This window comes from Streptomyces sp. NPDC047081, from assembly GCF_040643775.1.
GTDB lineage: Bacteria > Actinomycetota > Actinomycetes > Streptomycetales > Streptomycetaceae > Streptomyces.
The window spans coordinates 164,970-188,029 of the sequence record NZ_JBEYUY010000016.1 but is presented as its reverse complement, the minus strand read 5'-3'; the positions used below and the strand labels follow the sequence as shown (position 1 = coordinate 188,029).

At 72.1% G+C, this 23,060-nt stretch carries 25 protein-coding genes; 13 read left to right on the top strand and 12 right to left on the bottom strand.

What is annotated here, in order from left to right:
* The first annotated feature begins 14 nt into the window (after window positions 1-14).
* From ABZ848_RS28725 to ABZ848_RS28710, 4 genes are all read left to right on the top strand, one after another.
* On the top strand, window positions 15-917 hold the full coding sequence (locus tag ABZ848_RS28725) for a ribokinase (protein WP_360836513.1): 903 nt from the start codon (window positions 15-17) through the stop codon (window positions 915-917).
* Window positions 914-1,303, top strand: coding sequence for a D-ribose pyranase (rbsD, locus tag ABZ848_RS28720; protein WP_360836511.1), 390 nt, complete (start codon window positions 914-916; stop codon window positions 1,301-1,303). Before ABZ848_RS28725 ends, rbsD begins: the two co-directional genes overlap by 4 nt.
* Before the next feature lie 332 nt (window positions 1,304-1,635).
* Window positions 1,636-3,006, top strand: coding sequence for a type VII secretion integral membrane protein EccD (gene eccD, locus ABZ848_RS28715; protein ID WP_360836510.1), 1,371 nt, complete (start codon window positions 1,636-1,638; stop codon window positions 3,004-3,006).
* Between the two features lie 830 nt (window positions 3,007-3,836).
* Complete coding sequence (locus tag ABZ848_RS28710) at window positions 3,837-4,625, top strand: type VII secretion protein (protein ID WP_360836508.1); 789 nt, start codon at window positions 3,837-3,839, stop codon at window positions 4,623-4,625.
* 34 nt (window positions 4,626-4,659) lie between these two features.
* Here ABZ848_RS28710 and ABZ848_RS28705 read toward each other — a convergent pair whose 3' ends face one another.
* The 5 genes from ABZ848_RS28705 to ABZ848_RS28685 all read right to left on the bottom strand — a co-directional run bounded on the left by ABZ848_RS28705 (window position 4,660) and on the right by ABZ848_RS28685 (window position 9,421).
* Window positions 4,660-5,487 (bottom strand): MOSC N-terminal beta barrel domain-containing protein, encoded by an 828-nt coding sequence (locus ABZ848_RS28705; protein ID WP_360836506.1) that lies wholly within the window; start codon window positions 5,485-5,487, stop codon window positions 4,660-4,662.
* A 137-nt stretch (window positions 5,488-5,624) separates the two neighbouring features.
* Window positions 5,625-5,981, bottom strand: coding sequence for a hypothetical protein (locus ABZ848_RS28700; protein WP_360836505.1), 357 nt, complete (start codon window positions 5,979-5,981; stop codon window positions 5,625-5,627).
* A 304-nt stretch (window positions 5,982-6,285) separates the two neighbouring features.
* The gene (locus tag ABZ848_RS28695; RefSeq protein ID WP_360836592.1) at window positions 6,286-7,116 is read right to left on the bottom strand and encodes a sugar phosphate isomerase/epimerase family protein; all 831 of its coding nucleotides are present in this window, start codon (window positions 7,114-7,116) and stop codon (window positions 6,286-6,288) included.
* A 5-nt stretch (window positions 7,117-7,121) separates the two neighbouring features.
* Window positions 7,122-8,273, bottom strand: coding sequence for a dihydrodipicolinate synthase family protein (locus tag ABZ848_RS28690; RefSeq protein ID WP_360836503.1), 1,152 nt, complete (start codon window positions 8,271-8,273; stop codon window positions 7,122-7,124).
* Complete coding sequence (locus tag ABZ848_RS28685) at window positions 8,270-9,421, bottom strand: Gfo/Idh/MocA family oxidoreductase (RefSeq protein ID WP_360836502.1); 1,152 nt, start codon at window positions 9,419-9,421, stop codon at window positions 8,270-8,272. Before ABZ848_RS28685 ends, ABZ848_RS28690 begins: the two co-directional genes overlap by 4 nt.
* Before the next feature lie 219 nt (window positions 9,422-9,640).
* Here ABZ848_RS28685 and ABZ848_RS28680 point away from each other — a divergent pair, with 219 nt between their 5' ends.
* Both ABZ848_RS28680 and ABZ848_RS28675 read left to right on the top strand, forming a co-directional pair.
* Entirely contained in the window at window positions 9,641-10,687 is a 1,047-nt protein-coding gene (locus ABZ848_RS28680) for a LacI family DNA-binding transcriptional regulator (RefSeq protein ID WP_360836501.1), read from the top strand.
* 80 nt (window positions 10,688-10,767) lie between these two features.
* Window positions 10,768-11,619 (top strand): MarR family transcriptional regulator, encoded by an 852-nt coding sequence (locus tag ABZ848_RS28675; RefSeq protein WP_360836500.1) that lies wholly within the window; start codon window positions 10,768-10,770, stop codon window positions 11,617-11,619.
* Window positions 11,620-11,646: 27 nt separating this feature from the next.
* Here ABZ848_RS28675 and ABZ848_RS28670 read toward each other — a convergent pair whose 3' ends face one another.
* Window positions 11,647-12,246 (bottom strand): DinB family protein, encoded by a 600-nt coding sequence (locus ABZ848_RS28670; RefSeq protein WP_360836499.1) that lies wholly within the window; start codon window positions 12,244-12,246, stop codon window positions 11,647-11,649.
* A gap of 197 nt (window positions 12,247-12,443) precedes the next feature.
* Complete coding sequence (locus tag ABZ848_RS28665; RefSeq protein ID WP_360836497.1) at window positions 12,444-13,109, bottom strand: class I SAM-dependent methyltransferase; 666 nt, start codon at window positions 13,107-13,109, stop codon at window positions 12,444-12,446.
* Between the two features lie 115 nt (window positions 13,110-13,224).
* On the opposite strand from ABZ848_RS28665, the gene ABZ848_RS28660 reads away from it, so the two are divergent.
* The 4 genes from ABZ848_RS28660 (at window position 13,225) to ABZ848_RS28645 (ending at window position 17,050) form a co-directional block, all read left to right on the top strand.
* On the top strand, window positions 13,225-13,824 hold the full coding sequence (locus tag ABZ848_RS28660; protein WP_360836495.1) for a dihydrofolate reductase family protein: 600 nt from the start codon (window positions 13,225-13,227) through the stop codon (window positions 13,822-13,824).
* 91 nt (window positions 13,825-13,915) lie between these two features.
* Complete coding sequence (locus tag ABZ848_RS28655; protein WP_360836590.1) at window positions 13,916-14,848, top strand: bifunctional helix-turn-helix transcriptional regulator/GNAT family N-acetyltransferase; 933 nt, start codon at window positions 13,916-13,918, stop codon at window positions 14,846-14,848.
* 10 nt (window positions 14,849-14,858) lie between these two features.
* Complete coding sequence (locus ABZ848_RS28650) at window positions 14,859-15,659, top strand: sugar phosphate isomerase/epimerase family protein (protein WP_360836494.1); 801 nt, start codon at window positions 14,859-14,861, stop codon at window positions 15,657-15,659.
* Between the two features lie 152 nt (window positions 15,660-15,811).
* On the top strand, window positions 15,812-17,050 hold the full coding sequence (locus ABZ848_RS28645) for an MFS transporter (RefSeq protein ID WP_360836492.1): 1,239 nt from the start codon (window positions 15,812-15,814) through the stop codon (window positions 17,048-17,050).
* Here the strand turns inward: ABZ848_RS28645 and ABZ848_RS28640 are convergent.
* Entirely contained in the window at window positions 17,001-17,606 is a 606-nt protein-coding gene (locus tag ABZ848_RS28640; protein WP_360836490.1) for an alpha/beta hydrolase, read from the bottom strand. The genes ABZ848_RS28645 and ABZ848_RS28640 overlap by 50 nt on opposite strands.
* A 48-nt stretch (window positions 17,607-17,654) precedes the next feature.
* Here ABZ848_RS28640 and ABZ848_RS28635 point away from each other — a divergent pair, with 48 nt between their 5' ends.
* The gene (locus ABZ848_RS28635; protein ID WP_360836489.1) at window positions 17,655-18,677 is read left to right on the top strand and encodes a LysR family transcriptional regulator; all 1,023 of its coding nucleotides are present in this window, start codon (window positions 17,655-17,657) and stop codon (window positions 18,675-18,677) included.
* Here the strand turns inward: ABZ848_RS28635 and ABZ848_RS28630 are convergent.
* Window positions 18,560-18,979 carry an ATP-binding protein gene (locus tag ABZ848_RS28630; protein WP_360836487.1) on the bottom strand — a complete coding sequence of 140 codons (420 nt, stop codon included), beginning with the start codon at window positions 18,977-18,979 and terminating at the stop codon, window positions 18,560-18,562. The two genes, ABZ848_RS28635 and ABZ848_RS28630, sit on opposite strands and share 118 nt — an antisense overlap.
* 120 nt (window positions 18,980-19,099) lie before the next feature.
* Between ABZ848_RS28630 and ABZ848_RS28625 the strand changes: the two genes are divergently transcribed.
* Both ABZ848_RS28625 and ABZ848_RS28620 read left to right on the top strand, forming a co-directional pair.
* The gene (locus ABZ848_RS28625) at window positions 19,100-19,918 is read left to right on the top strand and encodes a helix-turn-helix transcriptional regulator (RefSeq protein ID WP_360836486.1); all 819 of its coding nucleotides are present in this window, start codon (window positions 19,100-19,102) and stop codon (window positions 19,916-19,918) included.
* The gene (locus tag ABZ848_RS28620) at window positions 19,915-20,154 is read left to right on the top strand and encodes a DUF397 domain-containing protein (RefSeq protein WP_360836484.1); all 240 of its coding nucleotides are present in this window, start codon (window positions 19,915-19,917) and stop codon (window positions 20,152-20,154) included. Before ABZ848_RS28625 ends, ABZ848_RS28620 begins: the two co-directional genes overlap by 4 nt.
* Here ABZ848_RS28620 and ABZ848_RS28615 read toward each other — a convergent pair.
* From ABZ848_RS28615 to aroA, 3 genes are all read right to left on the bottom strand, one after another.
* On the bottom strand, window positions 20,125-20,784 hold the full coding sequence (locus tag ABZ848_RS28615) for a GNAT family protein (protein ID WP_360836482.1): 660 nt from the start codon (window positions 20,782-20,784) through the stop codon (window positions 20,125-20,127). The two genes, ABZ848_RS28620 and ABZ848_RS28615, sit on opposite strands and share 30 nt — an antisense overlap.
* A 30-nt stretch (window positions 20,785-20,814) precedes the next feature.
* Window positions 20,815-21,684, bottom strand: a complete 870-nt coding sequence (locus ABZ848_RS28610; protein WP_360836481.1) for a DUF3592 domain-containing protein — start codon at window positions 21,682-21,684, stop codon at window positions 20,815-20,817.
* A gap of 77 nt (window positions 21,685-21,761) precedes the next feature.
* On the bottom strand, window positions 21,762-23,006 hold the full coding sequence (gene aroA / locus ABZ848_RS28605) for a 3-phosphoshikimate 1-carboxyvinyltransferase (protein ID WP_360836479.1): 1,245 nt from the start codon (window positions 23,004-23,006) through the stop codon (window positions 21,762-21,764).
* Window positions 23,007-23,060 lie beyond the last annotated feature (54 nt).

Below are 23,060 nucleotides of genomic sequence, written 5' to 3'. Positions count from 1 at the left end.
AGGGAGTCAACTTCATGTACGACTACGACCTCCTGGTCGTCGGTTCGGCCAACGCCGACCTGGTGATCGCGGTCGAGCGGCGGCCGGGAGCCGGTGAGACGGTGCTCGGCGGTGACCTCGCCGTCCACCCCGGCGGCAAGGGCGCCAACCAGGCCGTCGCCGCCGCCCGCCTCGGCGCCCGTACGGTCCTGCTGGCCCGGGTCGGCGACGACGCGCACGGCCGGCTGCTGCTCGACTCGCAGCGGGCGGCCGGGGTCGACACGGTGGGCGTGCTGGTCGGCGGGGCACCGACCGGGGTCGCGCTGATCACCGTCGACCCGTCCGGGGACAACAGCATCGTGGTGTCGCCGGGCGCGAACGGGAAGCTGACGCCGGGCGACGTCCGGGCCGCGGCGAGCCTCTTCCACGCCTCGAAGGTCGTCTCCACGCAGTTGGAGATCCCGCTGGAGACGGTGGTGGAGGTCGTACGCAACCTGTCCGCCGAGAGCCGCTTCGTCCTCAACCCGTCCCCGCCCCGCCCCCTCCCCTCCGAGCTGCTGGCGGCCTGCGACCCGCTGATCGTCAACGAGCACGAGGCGAAGGTGGTCCTGGGCGAGGCCTGCGTCTCCGACCGCCCCGAGGACTGGGCGCGGCTGCTGCTGGCCAAGGGTCCGCGCTCGGTCGTGGTCACCCTGGGCGCGGAGGGCGCGCTGGTGGCGTCCGGGGACGGGGTGGAGCGGGTGCCTTCGGTGAAGGTCGACGCGGTGGATACGACGGGCGCGGGCGACGCCTTCACGGCGGCACTGGCGTTCCGGCTGAGCGCGGGGGCGTCGCTGGCCGAGGCGGCCGGGTACGCGGCCCGGGTGGGCGCGGCCGCGGTCACCAAGGAGGGCGCGCAGGTGTCCTTCCCCACGGCCGAGGAGGTCGAGGCGCTGTGAAGAAGGCGGGGATCCTGAACCGTCATCTCTCCGGGGCGCTGGCCGAGCTGGGCCACGGGGACGGGGTGCTGGTCTGCGACGCGGGCATGCCGATACCGGCGGGCCCGAGGGTGGTGGACCTGGCGTTCCGGGCCGGGGTGCCGTCGTTCGCGGAGGTGCTGGAGGGGCTGCTCGCGGAGCTGGTGGTGGAGGGCGCCACGGCGGCGAAGGAGATACGGGGCTCGAACCCGGGGGCCGCGGCGCTCCTGGAGGGCGAGTTCCCGGACCTGGAACTGGTCTCGCACGAGCGGCTCAAGGAACTGTCGGCCGGGGCGCGGCTGGTGGTACGGACGGGCGAGGCACGGCCGTACGCGAATGTCCTGCTGAGATGCGGAGTGTTCTTCTAGCGGACGGAGCAGGTCCGGTCGCCGACAAACGAGCAGGTCCGGTCGCCGACAAACGAGCAGGTCCGGTCGCCGACAAAACGGTTGTCCCGGACAAATTCGAGGGGGCCCGATCCGTCGACCGGGCCCCCTCGGGTTTTCCCCTCCAACATCAGAACCCCCGCGATCCCCCCAGATCCCCCTCCAGAAGTCCTGATGCCAAGTACGACCCGCGAGGTCGGCGAAGGGTTGCACGGCATCTTCAGAATTTTTTCGGGGGGCTCTGTGCAGCCTTCGGGCGGGGGCACCGCGGCCGACGGTCCGCCGGTCGGGCCGGTGATAAATTCGGGCCCGTGATGTCTGCGGGGGCCTTGAGTCGTACGGCGGCCAGTGGGTCCGCGGTCGTTCTGAGTCGCGTCACCCTGGTCGGGGAGCGACGGCGTGTCGAACTCGTGTTGCCGGCGCGGGAGCCGGTCGGGGCCCTGCTGCCCGAGATTCTGCGCGTACTGGACGACGGGACGGCCGAGCGGCCCGGAACACGGCGCCTCATGACGGCGGACGGCTCCCCGCTCGACGAAGACGACAGCCTTGAGTCGGCGGGTGTGCTCGACGGGGCGGTGTTGCGGCTGGTGCGGGTCGGGGACGGTCGTCCGTATGAGCCGGTCGAGGTCGCGGAAGGGCCGGGCGGCTGGGCCTCCTGGTGGGGGCCGCGGCCGATGCGGGTCACCGCGGGGGTGCTCGCGGTGGGTTGGGCCGGGGCGGCCGGTATGTTCGCGAGTTCGGCGTACGGGGCCGGTGTCGTCGCGGGTGTCTTGTTCGCCGTATCCGTGGTCGCCGGTCTCGCGGGGGTGCTGGTCGCGCGGGGGCCGTGGCGGGGTGGGCTCGGCGCGACCCTGCTGTGCGTCGCCGGAGTGCTGGCCCTGCTCGGCGGCTCCGCTCTTGCCGACGCGCAGGGCTGGCCGGCTCCGGCGCGGGTTGCCGTGTCGGCCGCCGTGGGCGTCGTAACCCTCGTACTGCTGGGACTCTTCACCAGGCTCGGGCGGGGTGGGCTCGTCGGGGCCGCCGCCGTCGGGCTCGTGGCGGTCGGCTGGGAGGCGGTCGTCGCGCTGGAGTCGGGGGCCGGGACGGCCGCGCGGCAGGCGCGGGTCGGTGCGGTGCTCGCCGTCGTGTCCGTGGTCGCCCTCGGCGCGCTGCCTCGGCTCGCGCTGAAGGCCTCCGGACTGGCCGGGCTCGACGACCGACGGGCTGGTGGGGTCTCCGTGAGCCGCTACCGGGTGTCCTCGGCACGGGCCGCGGCCCATCGAGGACTGGCGCTCGCGACGGTGATCGTGGCCGGGTCCGGGGCGGCCGCCGCGGTGTGGGCGCTGCGGGCGCCGACGGTGTGGACCGTGCTGCTCGCGGTCGTCGCGGCGGCGGTGATGGTGCTGCGGGCACGGGCCTTTCCGCTCGTGGCCGAGGTCGTGGTGCTGCTTGCGGGCGGGGCGCTGGTGGGCATACGGCTGCTGGGCGTGTGGGCGGAACGGGCCGGCGCGGGCGGGGCGGTCGCCGTGCTGGTGGTACTGGCCGTGGTCCCGCTCGCCGTGCAGGTGGTACGGCCCACCGAGCGGATGCGGGTACGGCTGCGGCGGGCGGGTGACCTGGTGGAGTCCGCCGGGGTCGTCGCCCTGCTCCCGCTGCTCATCGGGGTCTTCGACGTGTACGGGCGGCTGCTCGACACCTTCGCGTAGGGGGCGGGGACGGTATGGGTGCGGGTCTGGGGGAACAGGGGCGACGGGGCGGCGACTGGCGGGGCGGGGAGGATTGGCAGCGGGAAGTGCTGCGGGAGCTTGGGGAGTTGGGGGAGCTCGGGGAATTCCGGGAGGGCGGGGAGTTCGGGGACCGCGGGGAGTTGGTGGAGGGCGGGGGCTCGGTGCGGGCTGGTGGGGCCGAGGGTCTGGAGGTTGCTGAGTCTGCGAGTGAGCCGACGCGTGCGCCCACGCCGGGGCTGGCGAAGTCGTCGGGGGCTGCGGAGGGGGACGGGTTCGCGGTCGCGGAACAGGACGGGGCCGTCGCCGGGCGTGCGCCGCTCCCGCCCATGCCAGGGGCCGCTGAGCAGACCGGTCCCGACACCGTGCGCGCACCTCTCCCGCCCGCCGTCCCGCCCACCTCGCACCCCGCGCCGCCCACCGCAGCCGCAGCCGCAGCCGACATGGGCTACCCGCTCCTGCCGCCGTCGCCCATCGTCCCCGCGCACCCGGCACCCGCCCCAGCACCCCTCGCTTCCGCGCACCCAGTCCCCGCCCCGGCACCCCTCGCGTCCGCACACCCGACTCCGGCACCCCCCGCTCCCCCGCACCCCGCCCCAACTCCCGCTCCCTCCCCCACTCCCCGCACCCACATCCCCTCATCCCCCACCCCCCGAACCTCACCCCCACCCCCCTCCCTCCCCTCCCCCGAATCCGTCCCCACCCTCGACCCCCGGCTGGCCGTCGCCCTCGGGCGGCCCCACCACGGCGACTCCCTCGCCCACCGCACCGGTCGTACTCTCCGTCGGCTCACCTCCTCCGTCTCTCAGGACGTGGCCGAACAGACCCGTGTCGCGCGGGAGTTGCAGCAACCCGTGGCCACCGGGCGGGTCGTCGCCGTCACCTCCATCCGCGGGGGCGTCGGCAAGTCGACCGTCGCCGCGCTGCTCGGCCGTACCTTCAACCACTACCGGCACGACCCGGTACTCACCCTGGAGGCCGACGCCGCGCTCGGCACGCTGCCCGTGCGGATGGGCGCCGAGTCGGTCCGCTGGTCCTGTGCCGACCTCGCCCGGATACTCACCCCGGCCATGCAACTCACCGACGTCATCGGCTACTTGGTGCCCGTGTCCAACGGCGGATGGCTGCTGCCCGCCAGCCAGGGCCGGGTCGGCGCACCCCTCGACGTACGGACGTACCGGACCGTGACGCTGGCCCTGCGCCGGTACTTCGCCGTCACCGTCGTCGACTGCGAGACCCTGCCCGGCGAGGTCGCCCGTACCGCGATGGACACCGCGCACGCCCGTGTCGTGGTCGCCCCCACGACCGCCGAGGGCGTCGGCGGGACCCGGCAAGTCCTCGACTGGCTCGGCCAGTTGCCGCACTCCGCCCTGTCCACGACCGTCGTCGCCCTCACCGCGCACTCCCCCGACATGACCCTGGACGTGAAGGCGGCCCGCGCGCACCTGAAGGAGACGGGCGTCAGCGTCGTCGTCCTGCCGTACGACCGCCACCTCGCCGCCGGCGGTCCCATCCACACCGACCTGCTCGCCTCGGCCACCCGCGAGGCCACCCTCGAACTGGGCGCGGAGGCGCTCCGCCGGGCGGTACGGGGCGGTTGACGGCGGGTTCACGCCGTCAAGAACCCCCGGGTGGTCAGCTCCGTACGGCGTCGCCCTCCCGCACCCACCCACCCCGCACCACCTGCGCGTACACCCCCGCGCACGGCTCCGCCGCCCGCCCCGGAAGGGCCGGTACCCGGTTGTGGCGGGCCAGGACGCGCAGGGCGTCCGGGTCGCGGGGGAGGTGGCCGTGGGCCAGCGTGGGGACGGCGCAGCGCGGGGTCGAGGCGATGACGCGCAGGGTCAGCTCCTCGCCGATGCGCAGCTCTTGGCCCACCCAGGCGTGTTCCACGAAGCCGTTCCCGTCCCCGTCGGCCCCGCCCGTGTCGATGAGCAGGTTGGGGCGGTAGCGGGCCGCTTCCGCCGTACCGGCGGGGCTGAGCTCGGCGATCCGTGCCAGCGTGGACGTCGTGATCAGGTGCACCGGCGCGAAGTCGAAGAAGGTGCCGGGCGGGGACGCCGAGCCGAAACGGACGATGTCCGCGGCGACTTGGGCGTCCGGGCCCGCGGCCAGGACCTCGTCGGGGCGGGAGCGGTCCAGCTCGCCGTCCGGCGGGGGTACGTCGGTGAGGACGACCTTGCGGCCGAGGAGGGCGGAGAGGGAGTCGGCGTCCGGGAGTTCGGTGCCGTCCGGGGCCGTGACGCGCGGGCCCGCCGGGGTGAGCGTCGCCGTGCAGGTGAGCAACTGCCGCCACAGGCGCGGGGACTTGGCGCTCACCACCTTGCCGGTCTCCGAGTCCAGCAGCGCGTACCCGCGGTCGCCGGTCGGGCCGCGGTCGGTGACCTCGACGGCGCCGAGCCGCTCGCCGAGCATGGACTTCACGGGGTAGCGGTAAAGGGCGGCGACGGCTCCGAGGCTCACGTGATCCACGAGATCACATTCTGCATACGCCTCTGGGCAGGTCCAGCGAATGTGCAGGACAATCTACGAGCCTGCCCCACCCCGGATCGGACGGGGTGGGGCAGGGTTCACGGGGTGTCAGCGAGCGGTCGTCGCCGTCACTTGACGGTGATCGTCACCGTCTTGGAGACCGTGGCGCCGTCCTTGACGCGCAGGACCTCGACGCCCTTCTTCTTGAACTTGTCGGTGAGCTTGTAGGCGCTCTTCTTGACCTTGGTGGTCACCGGCAGGGCCACCCACTTCTTGCCGTCCTTGACCTGGAGGGTCACCTTGCTGCCGTCGTCGAGGCCGGCCGTCTTGCCGGTGAAGGTGACGACGTCGCCCAGCTTGATGCCGGTCTTGCTCGCCTTGAGGGTGATGGACGGCGCGGGCGCCGGCGCGGCGACGGCGGCGGTGGCCCCGGTCGCGACCGCGGCGGCGGAGAGAACGGCGACAGCCGCAATACGTACGTTCACAGAAAACTCCTCGTGCATGAATAGGGATGGCAATTCCACCGCATTTTCCAAGCCTTTTGCCTGGCCCCTGCGGCGAGCCTGATCCTATAGACACACGCAGGTCAGAGTCGGTTCCCTGTGCTTAGAAAAAATTGAATTGACAGCACAATCACAGGAATTCGGATGCACGAATACGCCTTGAACTGCGCTGATTAGCACGACCTGTGTGAAGGTGTCCTCACAATTCGGGGCCGGAGGTCCGGACATGGCCCCGCCCCGCACCGGTCAGGTTCGGTGCGGGGCGGAGGAGTGTGGTGGAGCCGGGCTATCCGGCGTGCTCCACGAAGCGGTGGGCCGTCTCCGCGAGGACCTCGTGGCCGTCGCGGGCCCACAGGGCGTCGTTGAAGAGTTCGACCTCGATGGGGCCGGTGTAGCCGGCCGCCTCCACGTAGCCCTTCCACTCCCGCATGTCGATCGAGCCGTCGCCGATCTGGCCGCGGCCGTTGAGCACGCCCTCGGGCAACGGGGTGGTCCAGTCGGCGAGTTGGAAGGTGTGGATACGGCCGCCCGCGCCGGCCCGGGCGATCTGCGCGGGCGCGTTGTCGTCCCACCAGATGTGGTACGTGTCCACGGTGACGCCGACCTGGTGGGCGGGGAAGCGTTCCGCCAGGTCGAGGGCCTGGGTGAGGGTGGAGACCACGCAGCGGTCGGAGGCGTACATCGGGTGGAGCGGCTCGATGGCCAGCTTCACCCCGTGCTCCTCCGCGTACGGGCCCAGCTCCGCGAGCGCGTCGGCGATGCGCTCCCGCGCGCCGTGCAGGTCCTTGGAGCCGGCGGGCAGGCCCCCGGAGACCAGGACCAGCACCTGCGTGCCCAGCGTCGCCGCCTCGTCGATCGCGCGGCGGTTGTCGGCGACGGCCGCCGCCCGCTCGGCCGGGTCGATCGCCGTGAAGAAGCCGCCCCGGCACAGGGTGGTCACCGCCAGGCCCGCGTCGCGGACCAGCTTGGCGGTCGCCTCCACGCCGTACGCCTGGACGGGTTCGCGCCACAGGCCCACGCCCGGGACGCCCAACTCAAGGCAGGCGTCGACCAGTTCGGGCATCGACAGCTGCTTCACCGTCATCTGGTTGATGGAGAAGCGGGAGAGGTCTCCGATACCGGTCACTGGGTCACTCCGTACAGGGCGAGCAGGTTCTTCATCCGCTCCTCGGCCAGCTTCGGGTCCGGGAACAGGCCCAGTCCGTCGGCGAGTTCGTAGGCGCGGGCGAAGTGCGGGAGGGAGCGGGCCGACTGGAGGCCGCCGACCATGGTGAAGTGCGACTGGTGGCCGGCCAGCCAGGCGAGGAAGACCACGCCCGTCTTGTAGAAGCGGGTCGGGGTCTGGAAGAGGTGGCGGGACAGCTCGACCGTGGGGTCCAACAGCCCCCGGAAACCTGCCGTGTTGCCCGTGTCCAGCACCCGTACCGCCTCCGCGGCCAGCGGGCCCAGCGGGTCGAAGATGCCGAGCAGGGCGTGGCTGAAGCCCTGGTCGTCGCCCGCGATCAGCTCGGGGTAGTTGAAGTCGTCGCCGGTGTAGCAGCGCACGCCCTGCGGCAGGCGGCGGCGCAGGTCGATCTCGCGCTGGGCGTCGAGGAGGGAGACCTTGATGCCGTCGACCTTGTCGGGGTGGGCGGCGATGACCTCCAGGAAGGTGTCGGTGGCCGCGTCCAGGTCGGACGAGCCCCAGTAGCCCTCCAGCGCGGGGTCGAACATCGGGCCCAGCCAGTGCAGGATCACCGGCTCGGCGGCCTGGCGCAGCAGATGGCCGTAGACCTCCAGGTAGTCCTCGGGGCCGGAGGCCGCGGCGGCGAGCGCGCGGGAGGCCATGAGGATCGCCTGCGCGCCCGCTTCCTCGACCAGCGCGAGCTGCTCCTCGTACGCCGCCCGGACCTCCACGAGAGAACCGGCCGCCAGCTGGTCGGTGCCGACGCCGCAGGCGATACGGCCGCCCACGGCGCGCGCCTCGGCGGCGGACCGCCGGATCAGCTCGGCCGCGCCCGCCCAGTCCAGGCCCATCCCGCGCTGGGCGGTGTCCATCGCCTCCGCGACGCCGAGCCCGTGGGACCACAGGTGGCGGCGGAAGGCGAGGGTGGCGTCCCAGTCGACGGCGGCGGGCGAGTCGGGCGACACGTCCGCGAACGGGTCCGCGACGACATGCGCCGCCGAGAAGACCGTACGAGAGGTGAAGGGGGTGCCGGGAGTGACCGCGAGGGGTTCGGAGCGGGGCTCGTACGTCCGCAATCCGCCTGTGGGGTCCGGGAGTTGGATGGTCACAGCGCGATCTCCGGTACGTCGAGGCGGACGCCCTCGGCCGAGGACTTCAGGCCCAGTTCGGCGAGCTGGACGCCGCGGGCGCCGGCCAGGAGGTCCCAGTGGTAGGGGGCGTCGGCGTAGACGTGCCGCAGGAACAGCTCCCACTGGGCCTTGAAGCCGTTGTCGAAGTCGGCGTTGTCGGGGACCTCCTGCCACTGGTCGCGGAAGGAGTAGGTGGCCGGGATGTCGGGGTTCCAGACCGGCTTGGGGGTCGACGACCGGTGCTGGACACGGCAGTTGCGGAGCCCGGCGACCGCCGAGCCCTCCGTGCCGTCGACCTGGAACTCCACGAGCTCGTCGCGGTTGACGCGCACGGCCCAGCTGGAGTTGATCTGGGCGATCGCGCCGCCGTCCAGCTCGAAGATGCCGTAGGCGGCGTCGTCGGCGGTGGCGTCGTAGGGCTTGTCGTTCTCGTCCCAGCGCTGCGGGATGTGGGTGGCGGTGAGGGCCTGGACGGACTTCACGCGGCCGAACAGCTCGTGCAGGACGTACTCCCAGTGCGGGAACATGTCGACGACGATGCCGCCGCCGTCCTCGGCGCGGTAGTTCCAGGACGGGCGCTGGGCGGTCTGCCAGTCGCCCTCGAAGACCCAGTAGCCGAACTCGCCGCGGATGGACAGGATCCGCCCGAAGAAGCCGCCGTCGATCAGGCGCTTGAGCTTGAGCAGGCCGGGGAGGAAGAGCTTGTCCTGGACGACGCCGTGCTTGATGCCCTTCTCATGAGCGAGCCGCGCCAGCTCCAGGGCGCCCTCCAGGCCGGTGGCCGTGGGCTTCTCGGTGTAGATGTGCTTGCCCGCGGCGATCGCCTTCTTGATCGCCTCCTCGCGGGCCGAGGTCACCTGGGCGTCGAAGTAGATGTCGACGCTCGGGTCGGCGAGGACCTCGTCCACGTCCGTCGCCCAGTACTCGAGGCCGTGCTGTTCGGCGAGCGCCTTCAGAGCGTGCTCGCGGCGGCCGACCAGGATCGGCTCGGGCCACAGCACGGTGCCGTCGCCGAGGTCGAGGCCGCCCTGTTCACGGATGGCCAGGATGGAGCGGACCAGATGCTGGCGGTAGCCCATGCGTCCGGTCACGCCGTTCATGGCGATACGCACCGTCTTGCGTGTCACTTGCTTTCCCTTCGTTCGCCCTAGCCACCCATGCAGCAAGCGCTTTCTATCCAAGAAGAAGCTAGCCTCTGAGCGGTGGTCTGTACAAGGCTGTGACGGGGTTGAGTTGTTCGAGGGGGCGAACAATCGGGGGCTGTGGCCGTATGGTCTGCTCCTTGGGACGCCTCCGCGAGGATGCCCTGCCAACGACAAAGTGATGCGCGACCGGAGGACGACGAGATGACGGTGACCCTGGCGGACGTGGCGGCCCGCGCGCAGGTCTCGCCCGCGACGGTGTCGCGCGTGCTGAACGGGAACTATCCCGTGGCAGCCTCCACCCGTGAGCGGGTGCTGAAGGCGGTCGACGAGCTGGACTACGTACTGAACGGCCCCGCGAGCGCGCTGGCCGCGGCCACGTCGGACCTGGTGGGCATCCTCGTCAACGACATCGCGGACCCCTTCTTCGGGATCATGGCGAGTGCGATCCAGTCGGAGATCGGGGGGCCTGGCGGCCGGGCCGGCGGCGAACGGCTGGCGGTGACCTGCAACACGGGAGGCTCGCCGGAGCGCGAGCTGACGTATCTGACCCTGTTGCAGCGGCAGCGGGCGGCGGCCGTCGTACTGACCGGTGGGGCCGTGGAGAACGAGCCGCACGCGGCGGCCGTCGCGTCGAAGCTGCGGAAGCTGGCGGAGGCGGGGACGCGGGTGGTGCTGTGCGGGCGGCCGCCGGCGCCGGAGACCGGTGCGATCGCGCTCACCTTCGACAACCGCGGCGGCGGGCAGCGGCTGACCGAGCACCTGATCGGGCTCGGCCACCGGCGCCTCGGCTACATCGCGGGCCCCGAGGAGCGGACCACGACCCGGCACCGGCTGGAGGGGCATCGCGCGGCCCTCGCGGCGGCCGGGATCGAGGAGGATCCGCGCTGGACGGTGTGGGGCCGGTACGACCGTCAGGCCGGGTACGAGGCGACGCTGGAGCTGCTCCGCCGGGACCCGTCCCTCACGGCCGTGGTGGCGGCGAACGACTCGGTGGCGCTGGGGGCTTGCGCGGCGCTGCGGGAGTCGGGGCTGCGGATCCCGGAGGACGTCTCGGTCGCCGGGTTCGACGACCTGCCGTTCAGCGTGGACGCGGTGCCGGCGCTGACGACGGTGCGGCTGCCGCTGGCGGAGGCGGGGGCGCGGGCCGGGCGGATCGCGATGGGGCGGGAGGAGCCGCCGCCGGGGGGTATCGCCACGGTTCGGGGGGAGTTGATGGTGCGGGGGTCGTCGGGGGTGCCTCGGGGCTAGTGCCGGTCGTCGGCTGGTGCCCGATGAGTTTCGGTGTGCCGGGCGGTCCAAGTCGGCACACCCAACCGAGGGAGAAGCTGATGGGTACGACGCGCCTGCAACCGACGACTCATATCGCCCGGCGCATGTTCGAGCTCTTGGAGCCGGTCTGCCTGGTCACCTTCATGGCCGAGGAGTGCAACGAGGAACTGGCCGCGCTCGGCCACCGCACCTACTGGGACGGCTACTTCGCCAGCCGCGCCGCACCTCTGGGACGGGTGCCGGCCCACGTCGTGCACGCGGCCTTCTACAACTTCGCCGACGGGGAAGCCGCCCGGCACATCCCCAGCGCCTGGGAGACGATCCCGCCGGAGGCCTCCGTCGCCGCGCGGGAGCGGGGCAGCGCGGCCTCCCTGCGGCGCATCCTGGGCGAGGAGCTGGCCGGCTCCCCGGGTCTCGTGCGCGCCGCCGACCTGACCACCAAGGCCGCGATCAGCGCCCCCACCGAGGGCCGGGTGATGTACGCCGGCATGCGCACGCTGCCCGTGCCGGCCGACCCGGTCGCCCGGCTGTGGCACTCCGCGACGATGCTGCGCGAGCACCGGGGCGACGGGCACATCGCCGCGCTCGTCGGCGCACGCATCGGCGGCACGGAGGCCCACGTACTCTCCGCCCTCGACCAGGGCATCCATCCCGCGGAGTCGTTCGGACGCATCCATCACCTGCCGAAGAAGCGCCTGGCCTCGGTCATGGACGGCCTGCGCGCACGCGGACTCGTCGACACCGACGGCCACTTCACCGACGCCGGCCGCGCGACCAAGCAACGCATCGAAACCCTCACCGACGAACTCGCCATCGCGCCCTACGAGGCCCTGTCCCCCGCCGAACTCGACGAGCTGATCACCGAGCTGGAACCCATCACCGCGGCCCTGGTGGCCACCGGCTCACAGTGACAACGTGCTCGCAGTGACAACGGCGCATCAGGCGCCGGGCCAGCTCTCGGCCGCTTTCCGCGCCGCCCGCTCCACCCGATCCCGGTGCTCGGCCCACCAATCCGCGTCCCCGGACGGCAGGTTGTCGTTCGGGCCGCGCAAACCCACCGCCCCGTCGACGAGTTCGCGCACGATGTCGGCCTGGCCGGTGTGGCGGTGGGTCTCGCCGATCATGTGGACGAGGATGCGGTGGAGGGTGAGTTCGAGGTGCGGGGGCCAGGGGACGCGGCCGATCGCGTCCAGCGGCAGCGCGGCGATCGTCCCGTCCGAGTGGGCCCATGAGCGCCGGTACTCGCCGACGATGTGCTCGCGCGTCTCGTCGGGGGTCGCCCACAGGTCGGTGTTGGGTTCGGCGGCGCCCGTGACCCAGAGCAGCGGGCCCCCGTCGAAGGGCCGCCCGAAGGTCTCGCCGAAGTAGACCGCCTCCGCGCCGGTGAGGTGCTTGACCAGGCCGAGGAGGTTGGTGCCGGTCGGCGTCATGGGCCGCCGGATGTCGTACTCCGAGACCCCGTCGAGCTTCTGGAGGAGGCAGTCGCGGGCGTCCTGGAGGTAGCGGACGAGGTCGGCTTTGGCGTCGAGGTCGGTCATCGGGTCAGTGTGGAGGGCGGGTGATCGGCGGCGCACGGAGTTTTTCCACGGCCCGTTCTCCTGCTGCGCGCCCGGTTCTCCTACTCCGCGCCCCGTTCTCCTGCTCCGCGCCGGCTGCTACCGCGCCGCACCTTCCCGCACCGCCGCGCCTCCCCGCACCGCCACACCGTCCTTCACCCCTTCACCCTTTCACCCCTTCACCCCTTCACCGCGGCGAATGCGAACAGCTCGGGAAGCGCACCCTCCCCCGCCTCCGCGGTGCGTACGAGTCGCAGCCCCTGCCCGGTGGCGGCGTTCAGGAGGTCGGCCAGCGGGGTGTGCCAGGCGCCGACCCTGACCCGTACCCCCGCGGGATTCCCGTCGAAGCTGCGGGAACGGTCGGCGTACCGGCCGTCCAGCACGACCCTCGACGCCTCGCTGCGGTCGGCGAACGCTCCGACGAAGCACGGGTGCACCCCGAGGTGGACGAACCGTCCGCCGGGGGCGAGCACCCGCCCGATCTCCCGCAGTACGGCCGCGTAGTCGGGCACGTCCGTGCTCGCCAGGACGCACACCGCGGCCGGTACGCAGCCGTCGGCGAGCGGGAGGGCCCCGGCGTCCGCCACCGCGACGGGCAGACGGGTCGCGGCATGGCGGAGCTGGTTGCGGGAGAGGTCCACGCCGACCGGAGTCCAGCCCAGTCCGGCGAGCGGGCGGGCATGGGCGCCCGTGCCGCAGCAGACGTCCAGACAGGTGCCGGTGCCGGGTCCGAGCAGGTCGGCCAGGGTGCGGTGCACCCGCTGGACGTAGGCCGAGGCGCCGTCCGCGGACATGTGGTCGTTGTACCAGTCGGCGTGTTCGTCGTAGGCAACCGTCTGCTTCACCGGCCTGTCCTCCCCCGACCGATGACTTCCGCGTCGCGGCCCGGTCTGATTGCCGTAACGCTGTTCAAGCGGTCGCACGTCCAAACATCGCACGCGCAACGAGGGAGTCGGTTTCATGCGGATCGTCGTCAGTGAGTTCATCAGTCTCGATGGGGTCGTGCAGGCGCCCGGTGGGCCGGAGGAGGACACCGACGGGGGGTTCGCGCATGGCGGGTGGTCGCATCCGTACTTCGATCCCGAGGTCGTGGGCGGGGCCTTCGCGGCCGGGCTCGAGAACGCCGAGGCGCTGCTGTACGGGCGGCGGACCTACCTGACCATGGCGGGGGCGTGGCCCGAGCGGGCCGGGGATCCGTTCGCGGATCGGCTCAATTCGATGAAGAAGTACGTCGTCTCCGACAGCCTCCGTGACGACGAGCTGACCTGGCACAACACCGAGCGGATTCCGGGGGCGGACGCCGTCGCGCGGATCCGCGAGCTGCGGGGCGCCCCGGGCGGGGACCTGGCCATGATGGGCAGCCCCACCCTCGTGCGGACGCTCATCCAGGAAGGGCTCGTCGACGAGCTTCAGCTCATCCACATGCCCGTGATCCTCGGCGGCGGGAAGTCCATCTTCCCGGGCGACGGGGTGAAGCGGGGCTTCGAGCTGGTGTCGACCGTCGTCGGCAAGACCGGCGTGCAGGTGAGCGTCTACCGGCCCGCCGCCTCCGAGGGCTAGCCCCGGAAAGGGCTGGCGCCCAGGGCGCGGGCGTCCTACAGTCGACCCATCGATATCTCTGACTGAGTCAACTATCCGGGGGTCGATGAGCATGACCGTCCAGGACGTCCGCGCCTTCAACCGTTTCTACACAAACGTCATCGGCGCCCTCGACTACAGCCGCCAGCTCTACGCCCCGTACACCCTCACCGAGTCCCGCGTGCTGTACGAACTCGCGCACTCCCCCCGTACGGACGCGGCCGATCTGCGCACCGAACTCTCCCTGGACGCCGGTTACCTGAGCCGGATCCTGAACAAGTTCGAGAAGGACGGCCTGATCGAGCGCACCCCCTCCCGCCGGGACCCGCGCCGCACCCGCATCACGCTCACCGCCCACGGCCGCGAGACCGCCGCGCTGCTCGCCGAGCGGGCCAACGAGTCCGTCGGCGCGCTGCTCGCCACCGTCCCGTCCGCCGAGCGCCCCCGCCTGGCCGAGGCGATGTCGACGGTCCGCGAGCTGCTCTCCGACGGCCGTCCGCCGCGCCGCGAGGACGTCGTCCTGCGCGAGCCCGGCCCCGGCGACCTGGGGTGGATCGTGTCCCGCAACGCCGCGCTGTACGCCGCCGAGTACGGCTGGAACGCCGACTACGAGGGGCTCGTCGCCCGGATCGTCGCCGACTTCGCCGAGGACCACGACCCGCATCTGGAGCGGGTGTGGATCGCCGAGCTGGACGGGCGGCCGGTGGGGTGCGTGATGTGCGTACGGGACGACGCGCCCGCCACCGCGCGGCTGCGGCTGCTGCTGGTCGAGCCGGAGGCGCGCGGGCTCGGCATCGGCGACCGGCTGGTGCGGGCGGTCATCGGCTTCGCCCGTGACGTCGGCTACCGCGACCTGGTCCTGTGGACCAACGACGTCCTCAGCTCCGCCCGCCGCATCTACCAGCGCCACGGCTTCGTCCTGGTCGCCGAGAAGCCCCACCGGTCCTTCGGGAAGGACCTGAACGGGCAGGACTGGCGACTGGACCTGCACGGGGCACCCGAGTGACAGTGGGGTCATGAGACTGGCGTTCTCCACCCTCGGCGTCCCCGGCCTGCCCATCCCGGACGTGGTCCGGCTCGCGGCCACCAACGGCTACCACGGCGTCGAGCTGCGCGCGCACCCGGAGGAGCCGGTCCACCCCGGCATCGGCCTCACCGAACGGGCCGACGTGGCCGCCGAGTTCAAGGCCGGCGGCATCGAGGTGCTGGGCCTCGCCGGGTACGCCCGGGTGGCCGCGCCCGGCGACGACGGCCCGGTGATCGACGAGATGCGCGAGCTGCTCGACCTCGCCCGCGACCTCGGCGCGCCCTACATCCGCGTCTTCCCGGGCGGCGGCCACGAGCAGAGCCGTGAGCGTGCCGACGCGACGGCCGCGCGGCGGCTGGGCACGGCCGCGGAGTATGCCGCCGACCTCGGCGTACGCATCCTTCTCGAGACCCATGACTCGCATCGCACCGGTGCGGACGCGATCCGTGTGCTCGGCCGGGTCGGGCACCGGCATGTCGGGGCGCTCTGGGACGTCATGCACACGTGGCTCGGCGGCGAGCAGCCCTCGGAGTCGTTCGCCGCGCTCTCTCCGTTCCTCGGCTATGTCCAGGTCAAGGACATCTCCTCCGCGGAGGAGAAGACGCCGCTGGGGCTTGGGGCGGGGGTGCTGCCGCTCACCGACGTGGTGGATGTGCTTTCTCGGCACGGGTGGGACGGGTGGTTGTGCTGGGAGTACGAGAAGCGGTGGTACGAGGAGGCTGCGCCGCTTGCGGGTCAACTGGCCGCCGGGAGGGAGCATTTGGGGCGGTTGCTGAATGACTGTGCGTAGGTGACGTCGTCGGTTGTCTGCGGCTCCGTGGGGGCTGGTCGCGCAGTTCCCCGCGCCCCTGAGCGGCGTCGCAGTACCCCTCGCTAAATCAGTCGCCCGGCGCCGACCCATCCATATAGCGTCCCGGCCATGTCTGTGTGCCCATCGCCCTCATGAGTCTCAGCCGTACGTTTCTCGACGTTCGGCCTCTGCGTGGTTCGCCGGTGTTTCGGCGGTTGCTCGTCGGGCGGACCGTGTCGGTGCTCGGTGGGTTCATGACCATGGTGACCGTCATGTACCAGGTGTGGGACATGACGCGGAGTACGGCGTGGACCGGGGCCGTGGGGCTGGCGCAGGCCCTGCCGTTGGTGGGGTTCGGGCTGTTCGCGGGGGCCTGGGTGGACCGGGCCGATCGGCGGCGGGTCTTTCTCGCCGCCACCGTCGGGCAGGCCGCCTGCTCCGTGTTGCTCGCCGTGCAGGGGTTCACCGGGCATGTTCCGGTGGGCGCCGTGCTCGGTCTCGTGGCCGTGCAGTCCGCCTTCGGCGCGCTCGGTGCCCCCGCCGCCGGTGTCTTCGTGCCGCGGCTGCTGCCGAAGGACCAGGTCGGCGCGGGGCTCGCCCTCAATCACGTCGCCGCCCAGGCGATGATGTTCCTCGGGCCGGCGCTGGCCGGCGTCCTGCTCGCCCGTTACGGCATCGGCGTCTGCTACCTGCTGGACGCGGCCAGCTTCGGTCTCGCCTTCTACGGCGCCTTCGGCCTGCCCGCGCTGCCGCCGCAGGGCGAGCCGTCGCGGGCGGGCCTGCGCGGCGTCCTGGACGGCCTGCGCTTCCTGGCCGGCCACCGGGTGGTGCGCGGCGCGCTGATCACGGACCTGGCCGCGACGGTCCTCTCCTTCCCGGTCAGCCTCTACCCCTTGGTCAACGCGGAACGCTTCGGCGACGACCCGCGCACCCTGGGCCTGTTCCTCTCCGCGATGGCCCTCGGCGGCATCACCGCCACGGCCCTGTCCGGGCCGGTGACCCGCCTCGGCCGCCCGGGTCTGGTGATGCTCTGCGGGGCGGGTACGTGGGGCGTGGCGCTCGTCCTCTTCGGCCTCGCCACCAATCCCTGGAGCGGCCTGGCCCTCCTGGTCCTTGCCGGTGCGGCCGACGCCACCTCCGTCGTCTCCCGCTCCACGATCGTCCAGACCCGTACCCCGGACGCCCTGCTCGGCCGGGTCACCGCGGCCGAGGCGATCGTCGGGCAGGCGGGCCCCAGCCTCGGCAACGTCCGCGGCGGCCTCCTGGCGGGCTGGACCTCGGGCACGACCGCGCTGATCTCCGGTGGCCTGATGTGCGTGCTCGCGGTCGCCGCCGTGAGTGTCACGACTCCTGAACTGCGGGGCGGGGCAGGCCGGTTGGACGGACCGTGAGCTCGGCGGCCGGGTCGAGACACCAATCCAGTACGGACGGCCAGGAGCCGTAACCGGCGTCCAGGTCGAGGTGTCCGGCGCCCGGGAGGAGGTCGGTGGGGATGCCGAGCGGATCGCCGTAGACGACGCGCGCACCCTCCGGGCAGTACGGGTCGTCGTCCCCGGCGACCAGCCGGGTGGGCGTGGGGAAGGTGAAGTCGAGGGCGGGCGGGGTGAATTCGACGACCTCGGGGAGCGGGGCGAGGATCGACGGGGACGGCGGGCCGACCAGCAGCACCCGGTCCACGGCCCCCGCCTCGACCGACCCGCGCGCGACGGCGTGCAGCCACAGCAGGGCGGAGGCGCTGTGCGCGATCACGACCCGCTCGGGGCCGCGCAGTTCGCCCAGGTACCGGTCGAGTTCGCCGAGCCAGACCTCCAGGCTCGGGTCGTCGGGGTCGGGCAGCTGGGGGTAGACGACGTGGTGGCCGAGCTCCGCCAGCCGGTCGGCGAGCCAGTGCTGCCAGTGCTCCTTGGGCCGGTGGTTCTGATAGCCGTGGAGGATGAGGAAGGTCATGGCTCCGATGGTTTCCGACCGGCCCGCCCCCGGTCCAGTTAATCTTTTATGGTGGAACAGGTAAGCGAATCCTTCACGGTCGACCTGCGCCGCCTGACCGTCCTGCGCGAGCTGGAGCGCCGCGGCAGCCTCGCCCGCACCGCCGAGGCCCTGCACCTGACCCCCTCCGCGGTCTCCCAGCAGATCGCCGCGCTGGCCCGCGAGACGGGCGTACCGCTGACGGAGAAGGACGGCCGGGGCGTACGGCTCACGGGCCAGGCCCGCGTACTGCTGGCCCATGCCGAGGTCGTCGCGGCCCAACTGGAGCGGGCCCGCGCCGACTTGGCGGCGTACGGGGAGGGCGGCGGGCGCGGCTCGGTGACGATCGGCTGCTTCTCCAGCGGCATCCTGGGCCTGCTGCCGGGCGTACTGCGGGGCCTCGCCGAGCGGCTCCCGAAGGTGCGGGTGGACGTGCTGGAGGCGGAACCCCCGGACCTGTTCACCGCGCTCGACGCCGGCCAGGTGGACGTGGCGGTGGCGGTGGACTTCGCCGCGGCGCCGCCGCACACGGACGGGCGGTACGAGCGGGTCGACCTGTTCACCGACGTACTGGACCTGGTGGTACCGGCCGATCACCGGCTGGCGGGCCAAGGGCCGGTGGCGCTGCGGGAGTTGGCGCGGGACGCGTGGATCGTGGGGGCGGCGGAGAGCTGTTGCGGGGCGGTGGCGCGTTCGGTGTGCGCGGCGGCGGGATTCACGCCGGATGTACGGCACGCGGTGAACGACTGGTCGGCGTTGGCCGCGCTGGTGGAGGCGGGGGCCGGGGTGGCTCTCGTTCCGCGGCTGGTACGGGAGTTGTACGCGGGGCGCCGGGTGGCCGTGGTGCCGATGGAGGGTTCGCCGCCGTCCCGTAACGTCTTCGCGGCCGTACGGGCGGGCGCGGAGGGAGACGCGGTGCTCGCGGCGGTACGGGATCAGCTGATGACCCGCGCCCAGACGGACTTCCCGAACTCCCGTGCCCGGACGCCCCATTCCTCGCACAGCGCGTCCACGAGGAGCAGGCCGCGGCCTGAAGTGGCGGCGGGGTCGTAGCCGTTCAGGACGGGGTGGTGCGGCGATCCGTCGTAGACCTCGACCTCGATGGTCTTACGGCCGTCGTGGGCGAGGGCGAGGACGACGGTGAGAGTACGGCCGGGGCGGCGGGCGTGCCGGACGGCGTTGGTGGCGAGCTCCGTGAGGATCAGGGCGACCGTGTCGGAGACGTCGTCGGGTACGTCCCAGGAGGCGAGCACGAGTTGGGCGCCGTGGCGGGCCTCGGGGATGTTCTCGACGACCGGCATGAAGGAGCGGCGCCAGGTGTGGGGGCGGGAGTGGGGGTGACTTTCCGTGTTCACGTTACGACTGTCGGTCCTGGTGGCTAACTTCGATAGAGATCGCGCCTCGACGATCGGGTACGGCGAGTGACGTTGGGGGTGCGTTGAATGGCGTTGAGGTGAGTTGAGGGGGAGGTTGCGATGGGGCAGCCGAAGAAGAACGCCTCGTCGCCTGCGGCGCAGTACTTCGCGGAGGTTCTGCGTCTGCTGCGCATGGCTGCGGAGCTGTCTCAGACCGAGCTGGGCGACGTGATGTCCTACTCGGGGGCGGCCGTGAGCGCGGTCGAGACATGCACCAAGCCCGCGACGGACGAGTTCATCGACGCGGCGGAGAAGGCGCTGGATGCGAAGGGGGTGGTCGCGGCCGCGAAGAAGTACCTGAGGCTGGAGCGGTATCCGGAGTACTTCCAGGGGTTTGTGCAGCTGGAGCAGGAGGCGCTGAGCGTTTCGTCGTACAGCGCCCAGGTGATCGAGGGGCTGCTGCAAACCGAGGCGTACACCCGGGCACTGCTGGCGTGCGACTTCCCGCCCCTGGAGCCGGACGAGATCGAGCAGTTGACGCTGGCCCGCATGGACCGACGGGCGCTGTTCGACCGGAAGCCGGTGTGCGTCGTCAACGTCGTCCTGGAAGAGGCGGCCCTGCGGCAGCAGATCGGCGGCGCCGAGGTGATGCGTGCCCAGTACGAGCACATCATCGAGCAGGCACAGCGCCCCAACCTGGCGGTGCAGGTGATCCCGATGAGCCGCGGCGGCCACGCCGGCCTCCGTGGACCCATGAAGCTGATCGAAACCCCCGAACAGACCACGCTGGCCTATGCGGAGTCCCTGGGCAAGAGCCTCCTGGTCTCCAAGCCGGACGAGGTCGGTCTACTCTTCCGGCGCTATGCGAAGATCAGTCAGCAGGCCCTCCGTCCGGAGGAATCCATCGCCCTGATCCGGCAGTTGGCAGGTGAGCTATGACCGACCTGACGTGGTTCAAGAGCAGCTACAGCGACAGCGGCGGCGGCGATTGCCTCGAAGTCGCCCTCACCTGGCGCAAGAGCAGCCACAGCGACAACACCGGAGGTGACTGCGTCGAGGTCGCCACCACCTCCGCGTCCACCGTCCACATCCGCGACTCCAAGACCCCAACCGCCCCCCACCTCACCGTCTCCCCCACCACCTGGTCAGCCTTCCTCGCCGACCTCCACGAGTGACCGGGCCCGCCCCACGAACCGTTCCACCCGCTCCTCCAACCGCCCCCGGCACCCCGGCCACTCCTCCGCCGTGATCGAGAAGATCGCCGAGTCACGCAACTGCCCGTCCTCCCCCGGCGCCCAGGACCGCGACCAGTTCCTCAGCACGCCCTCGAAGCGCGCGCCGACGCTCTGGATGGCCGCGCGGGAGCGTTCGTTGCGGGCGTCGGTCTTGAGGTCCACCCGGGAGACGCCCCACACCTCGAAGGCGTGCCGGAACAGGAGCAGCTTGGCCTCGGCGTTGATGCCCGTGCCCTGGGCGGACGCCCCCAGCCAGGTGAAGCCGACCTCGACGGCGTCCAGGCGATCCTCGGCCCGCCAACACCGCGGCTCCCAGTACGACGTCGCCCCCACCGCCCGCCCCGTCGCGACCGACACCTGGGCGTACGGCGCGAGCCTCCCCGTTGCCGCGCGGGCGAGCTGCGCGGCGACGTACTCGCCGACCTCCTCCGCCCTCGGCACCCACGTGAACTCGTACGTGCCCCGGTTCTCCTCCGCCGCCACCGCCAGGTCGGCCCCATGCCGCCGCTCCAGCGGCTCCAGCCGCACCAACTCGCCTTCCAGCAACGGCCCTTGCAATCCGAAACCCACGTGGCACCTTTCTCATCGACTCGCATCGGCTCAGAGGAGAGCGTGAACGACGAACAGTGTGACGAGCGCTCCCAGGACGATCGTCGTGACGATCCATCCGGTCAGTGCGCGGTAGGGATCGGAATAGTACGGCGGGGCGAAGTCGATGGTCGCGGGGTCCGCGGGGCTGTAGCGGACGTGCAGCCGGGTGCCGACGGGGATGTCGTCCTGGTTGGTCAGGCCGGAGGGGCCGGTGCCGATGACCGTCAGACCCTCGTGCGTGGTGAAGCTGACGACCGCGGTGTAGGTGTACGTGACGTCCTCCTCGTTGTGATGCGCTTCGCGCATGAGGGAGACGACCTCGGCGGGCACGGTCGGCGCGCCTTCGAGCAGAGCCCGGCGACGCCTTCGCCGCCGGACGGCTCCGACGCAGCCGTATGCGAGGAGCAGGGTCAGGCCGTAGCCGAACCCGGCCCAGGCCCAGCCGTAACTGTGGTGCTGGACGGTCGTGAAACGCACGAGCAGGACGGCCGCGCAGAGCACCGCGGCCCAGTAGGCGCGGGACAGTTCCTGGCCCCGGCCGAGCGGCCGGTTCTGCACGCGGAACGCGGAGGGTTCTCCCGAGGAGAAACGCACCCAGACCGGCATGCCCTCCCAGGCGGTGTACAGCGCGCCGTTCTTCCCGTCGGCCGTTCGCAGCGTCAACTCCTGCCCGGTGGAGGGGTCCTGGAGGGCAACGGCCACCGGCAGACCGTGCTCCTGATCCGTGTCGGGCAGGGGTACGTCGACCCGCACGACACGGGAGTCGGCGGAGTACGCCACCGGGGCCGGGGTGAATCTCGTCGCGTACCAGACCGCCTCCACCACAGCCCACGCTCCGAAGGCGGCGGCCAGCACCAGCAGTACCGCGTTCCCCGACATCCGTCCCCCACCCCGCCGCCCTTGGGATCAGACTCCGTCCACCACGGCTGAGTCTTCCCCGTCACTCGGGCCGGAAGTCATCCCCCCAGCCCACTCCTCAACTCCGCGAACGCCTCATGGAAGCCGGGGAAAGTCTTCCGGACACACCCCGGGTCGTCGAACGAAACCCCCGGCACCCGCAACCCCGCCACCGCGAACGCCATCACGACCCGGTGATCCCCGTACGACTTGATCTCCGCCCCGCCCGGCGCCCGTACCCCCGGACGGATCTCGATCCAGTCCGGCCCGGTCTCCACCTCCGCCCCCAGCCGCCGCAGGTTCTCCGCGCACGCCTCCAGCCGGTCGCACTCCTTGACCCGCGTGTTCGCCACGTCCTCGATCCGGACGGGGCCGGAAGCGAACGGAGCGATCGCCGCCAGCGTCGGCATCGTGTCCGAGATGTCCCGCATATTGACGGTCAGCCCGCGCAGCGGACCCGTGCCCCGTACCGTCGTCGCCTCCGCGCCCACCGTCACCTCCGCGCCCATCCTCCGCAGCACGTCCACGAAGCCCAGGTCGCCCTGCAACGCCCCCTCCCCGAGCCCGGGCACCGTCACCTCCGCACCCGGCGTCACCGCGGCCGCCGCGAAGAAGTAGCTCGCGGTGGAGGCGTCCGGCTCGATCGCGTACGTCGTCGCGCGGTAGCCGCCGGGCGGGACCACGAAAACATCCCCCTCCCGCTCCACCTCCACCCCGAACGCCCGCATCATCGCGATCGTGATCTCCACGTACGGGACGGAGACCAGGTCCGTGACCCGGATCCGCAGTCCCTTCCGCGTCAGCGGGCCCAGCAGCAGCAACGCCGTCAGGTACTGCGAGGACTGGCCCGCGTCCAGGACCACCTCCCCGCCCTCCACCCCGGCCGCCCGGACCGTGAGCGGATGGTGGCCCTCCGCCTCCTCGTGCCGCAGGTCCACGCCCAGGTCGCGCAGGGCCCGGGTCAGGGGCAGCAGCGGTCGCCTCCGCATCTGCGGCGACGCGTCGAAGCGGTACGTGCCCCGGCCCGTCGCCGCCAGCGTCGGCAGGAAACGGGCCGTCGTCGCGCCGTCCCGGCAGTACACGTCCGCCTCCGGGAGCGCCGGGCCCGCCGGGCGGCCGTCCACCTGCCACGCGTCCGGCGTGCGGCCGACGCGATAGCCGAGCCGTAGCAGGCCTTCGGCGAAGCCCTCCGTGTCGTCCGAGCGGAGCGGGCGTACAAGGGTGGTGACACCGTCGGCCGCGGCGGCCAGGAAGAGGGCGCGGGCGGTGATGGACTTGGAACCGGGGATGGCGACAACGGGCATACCCTCATGATCGGACGGGCACGGGCCGCGATGCCGTCACGTCCACGGGATGGA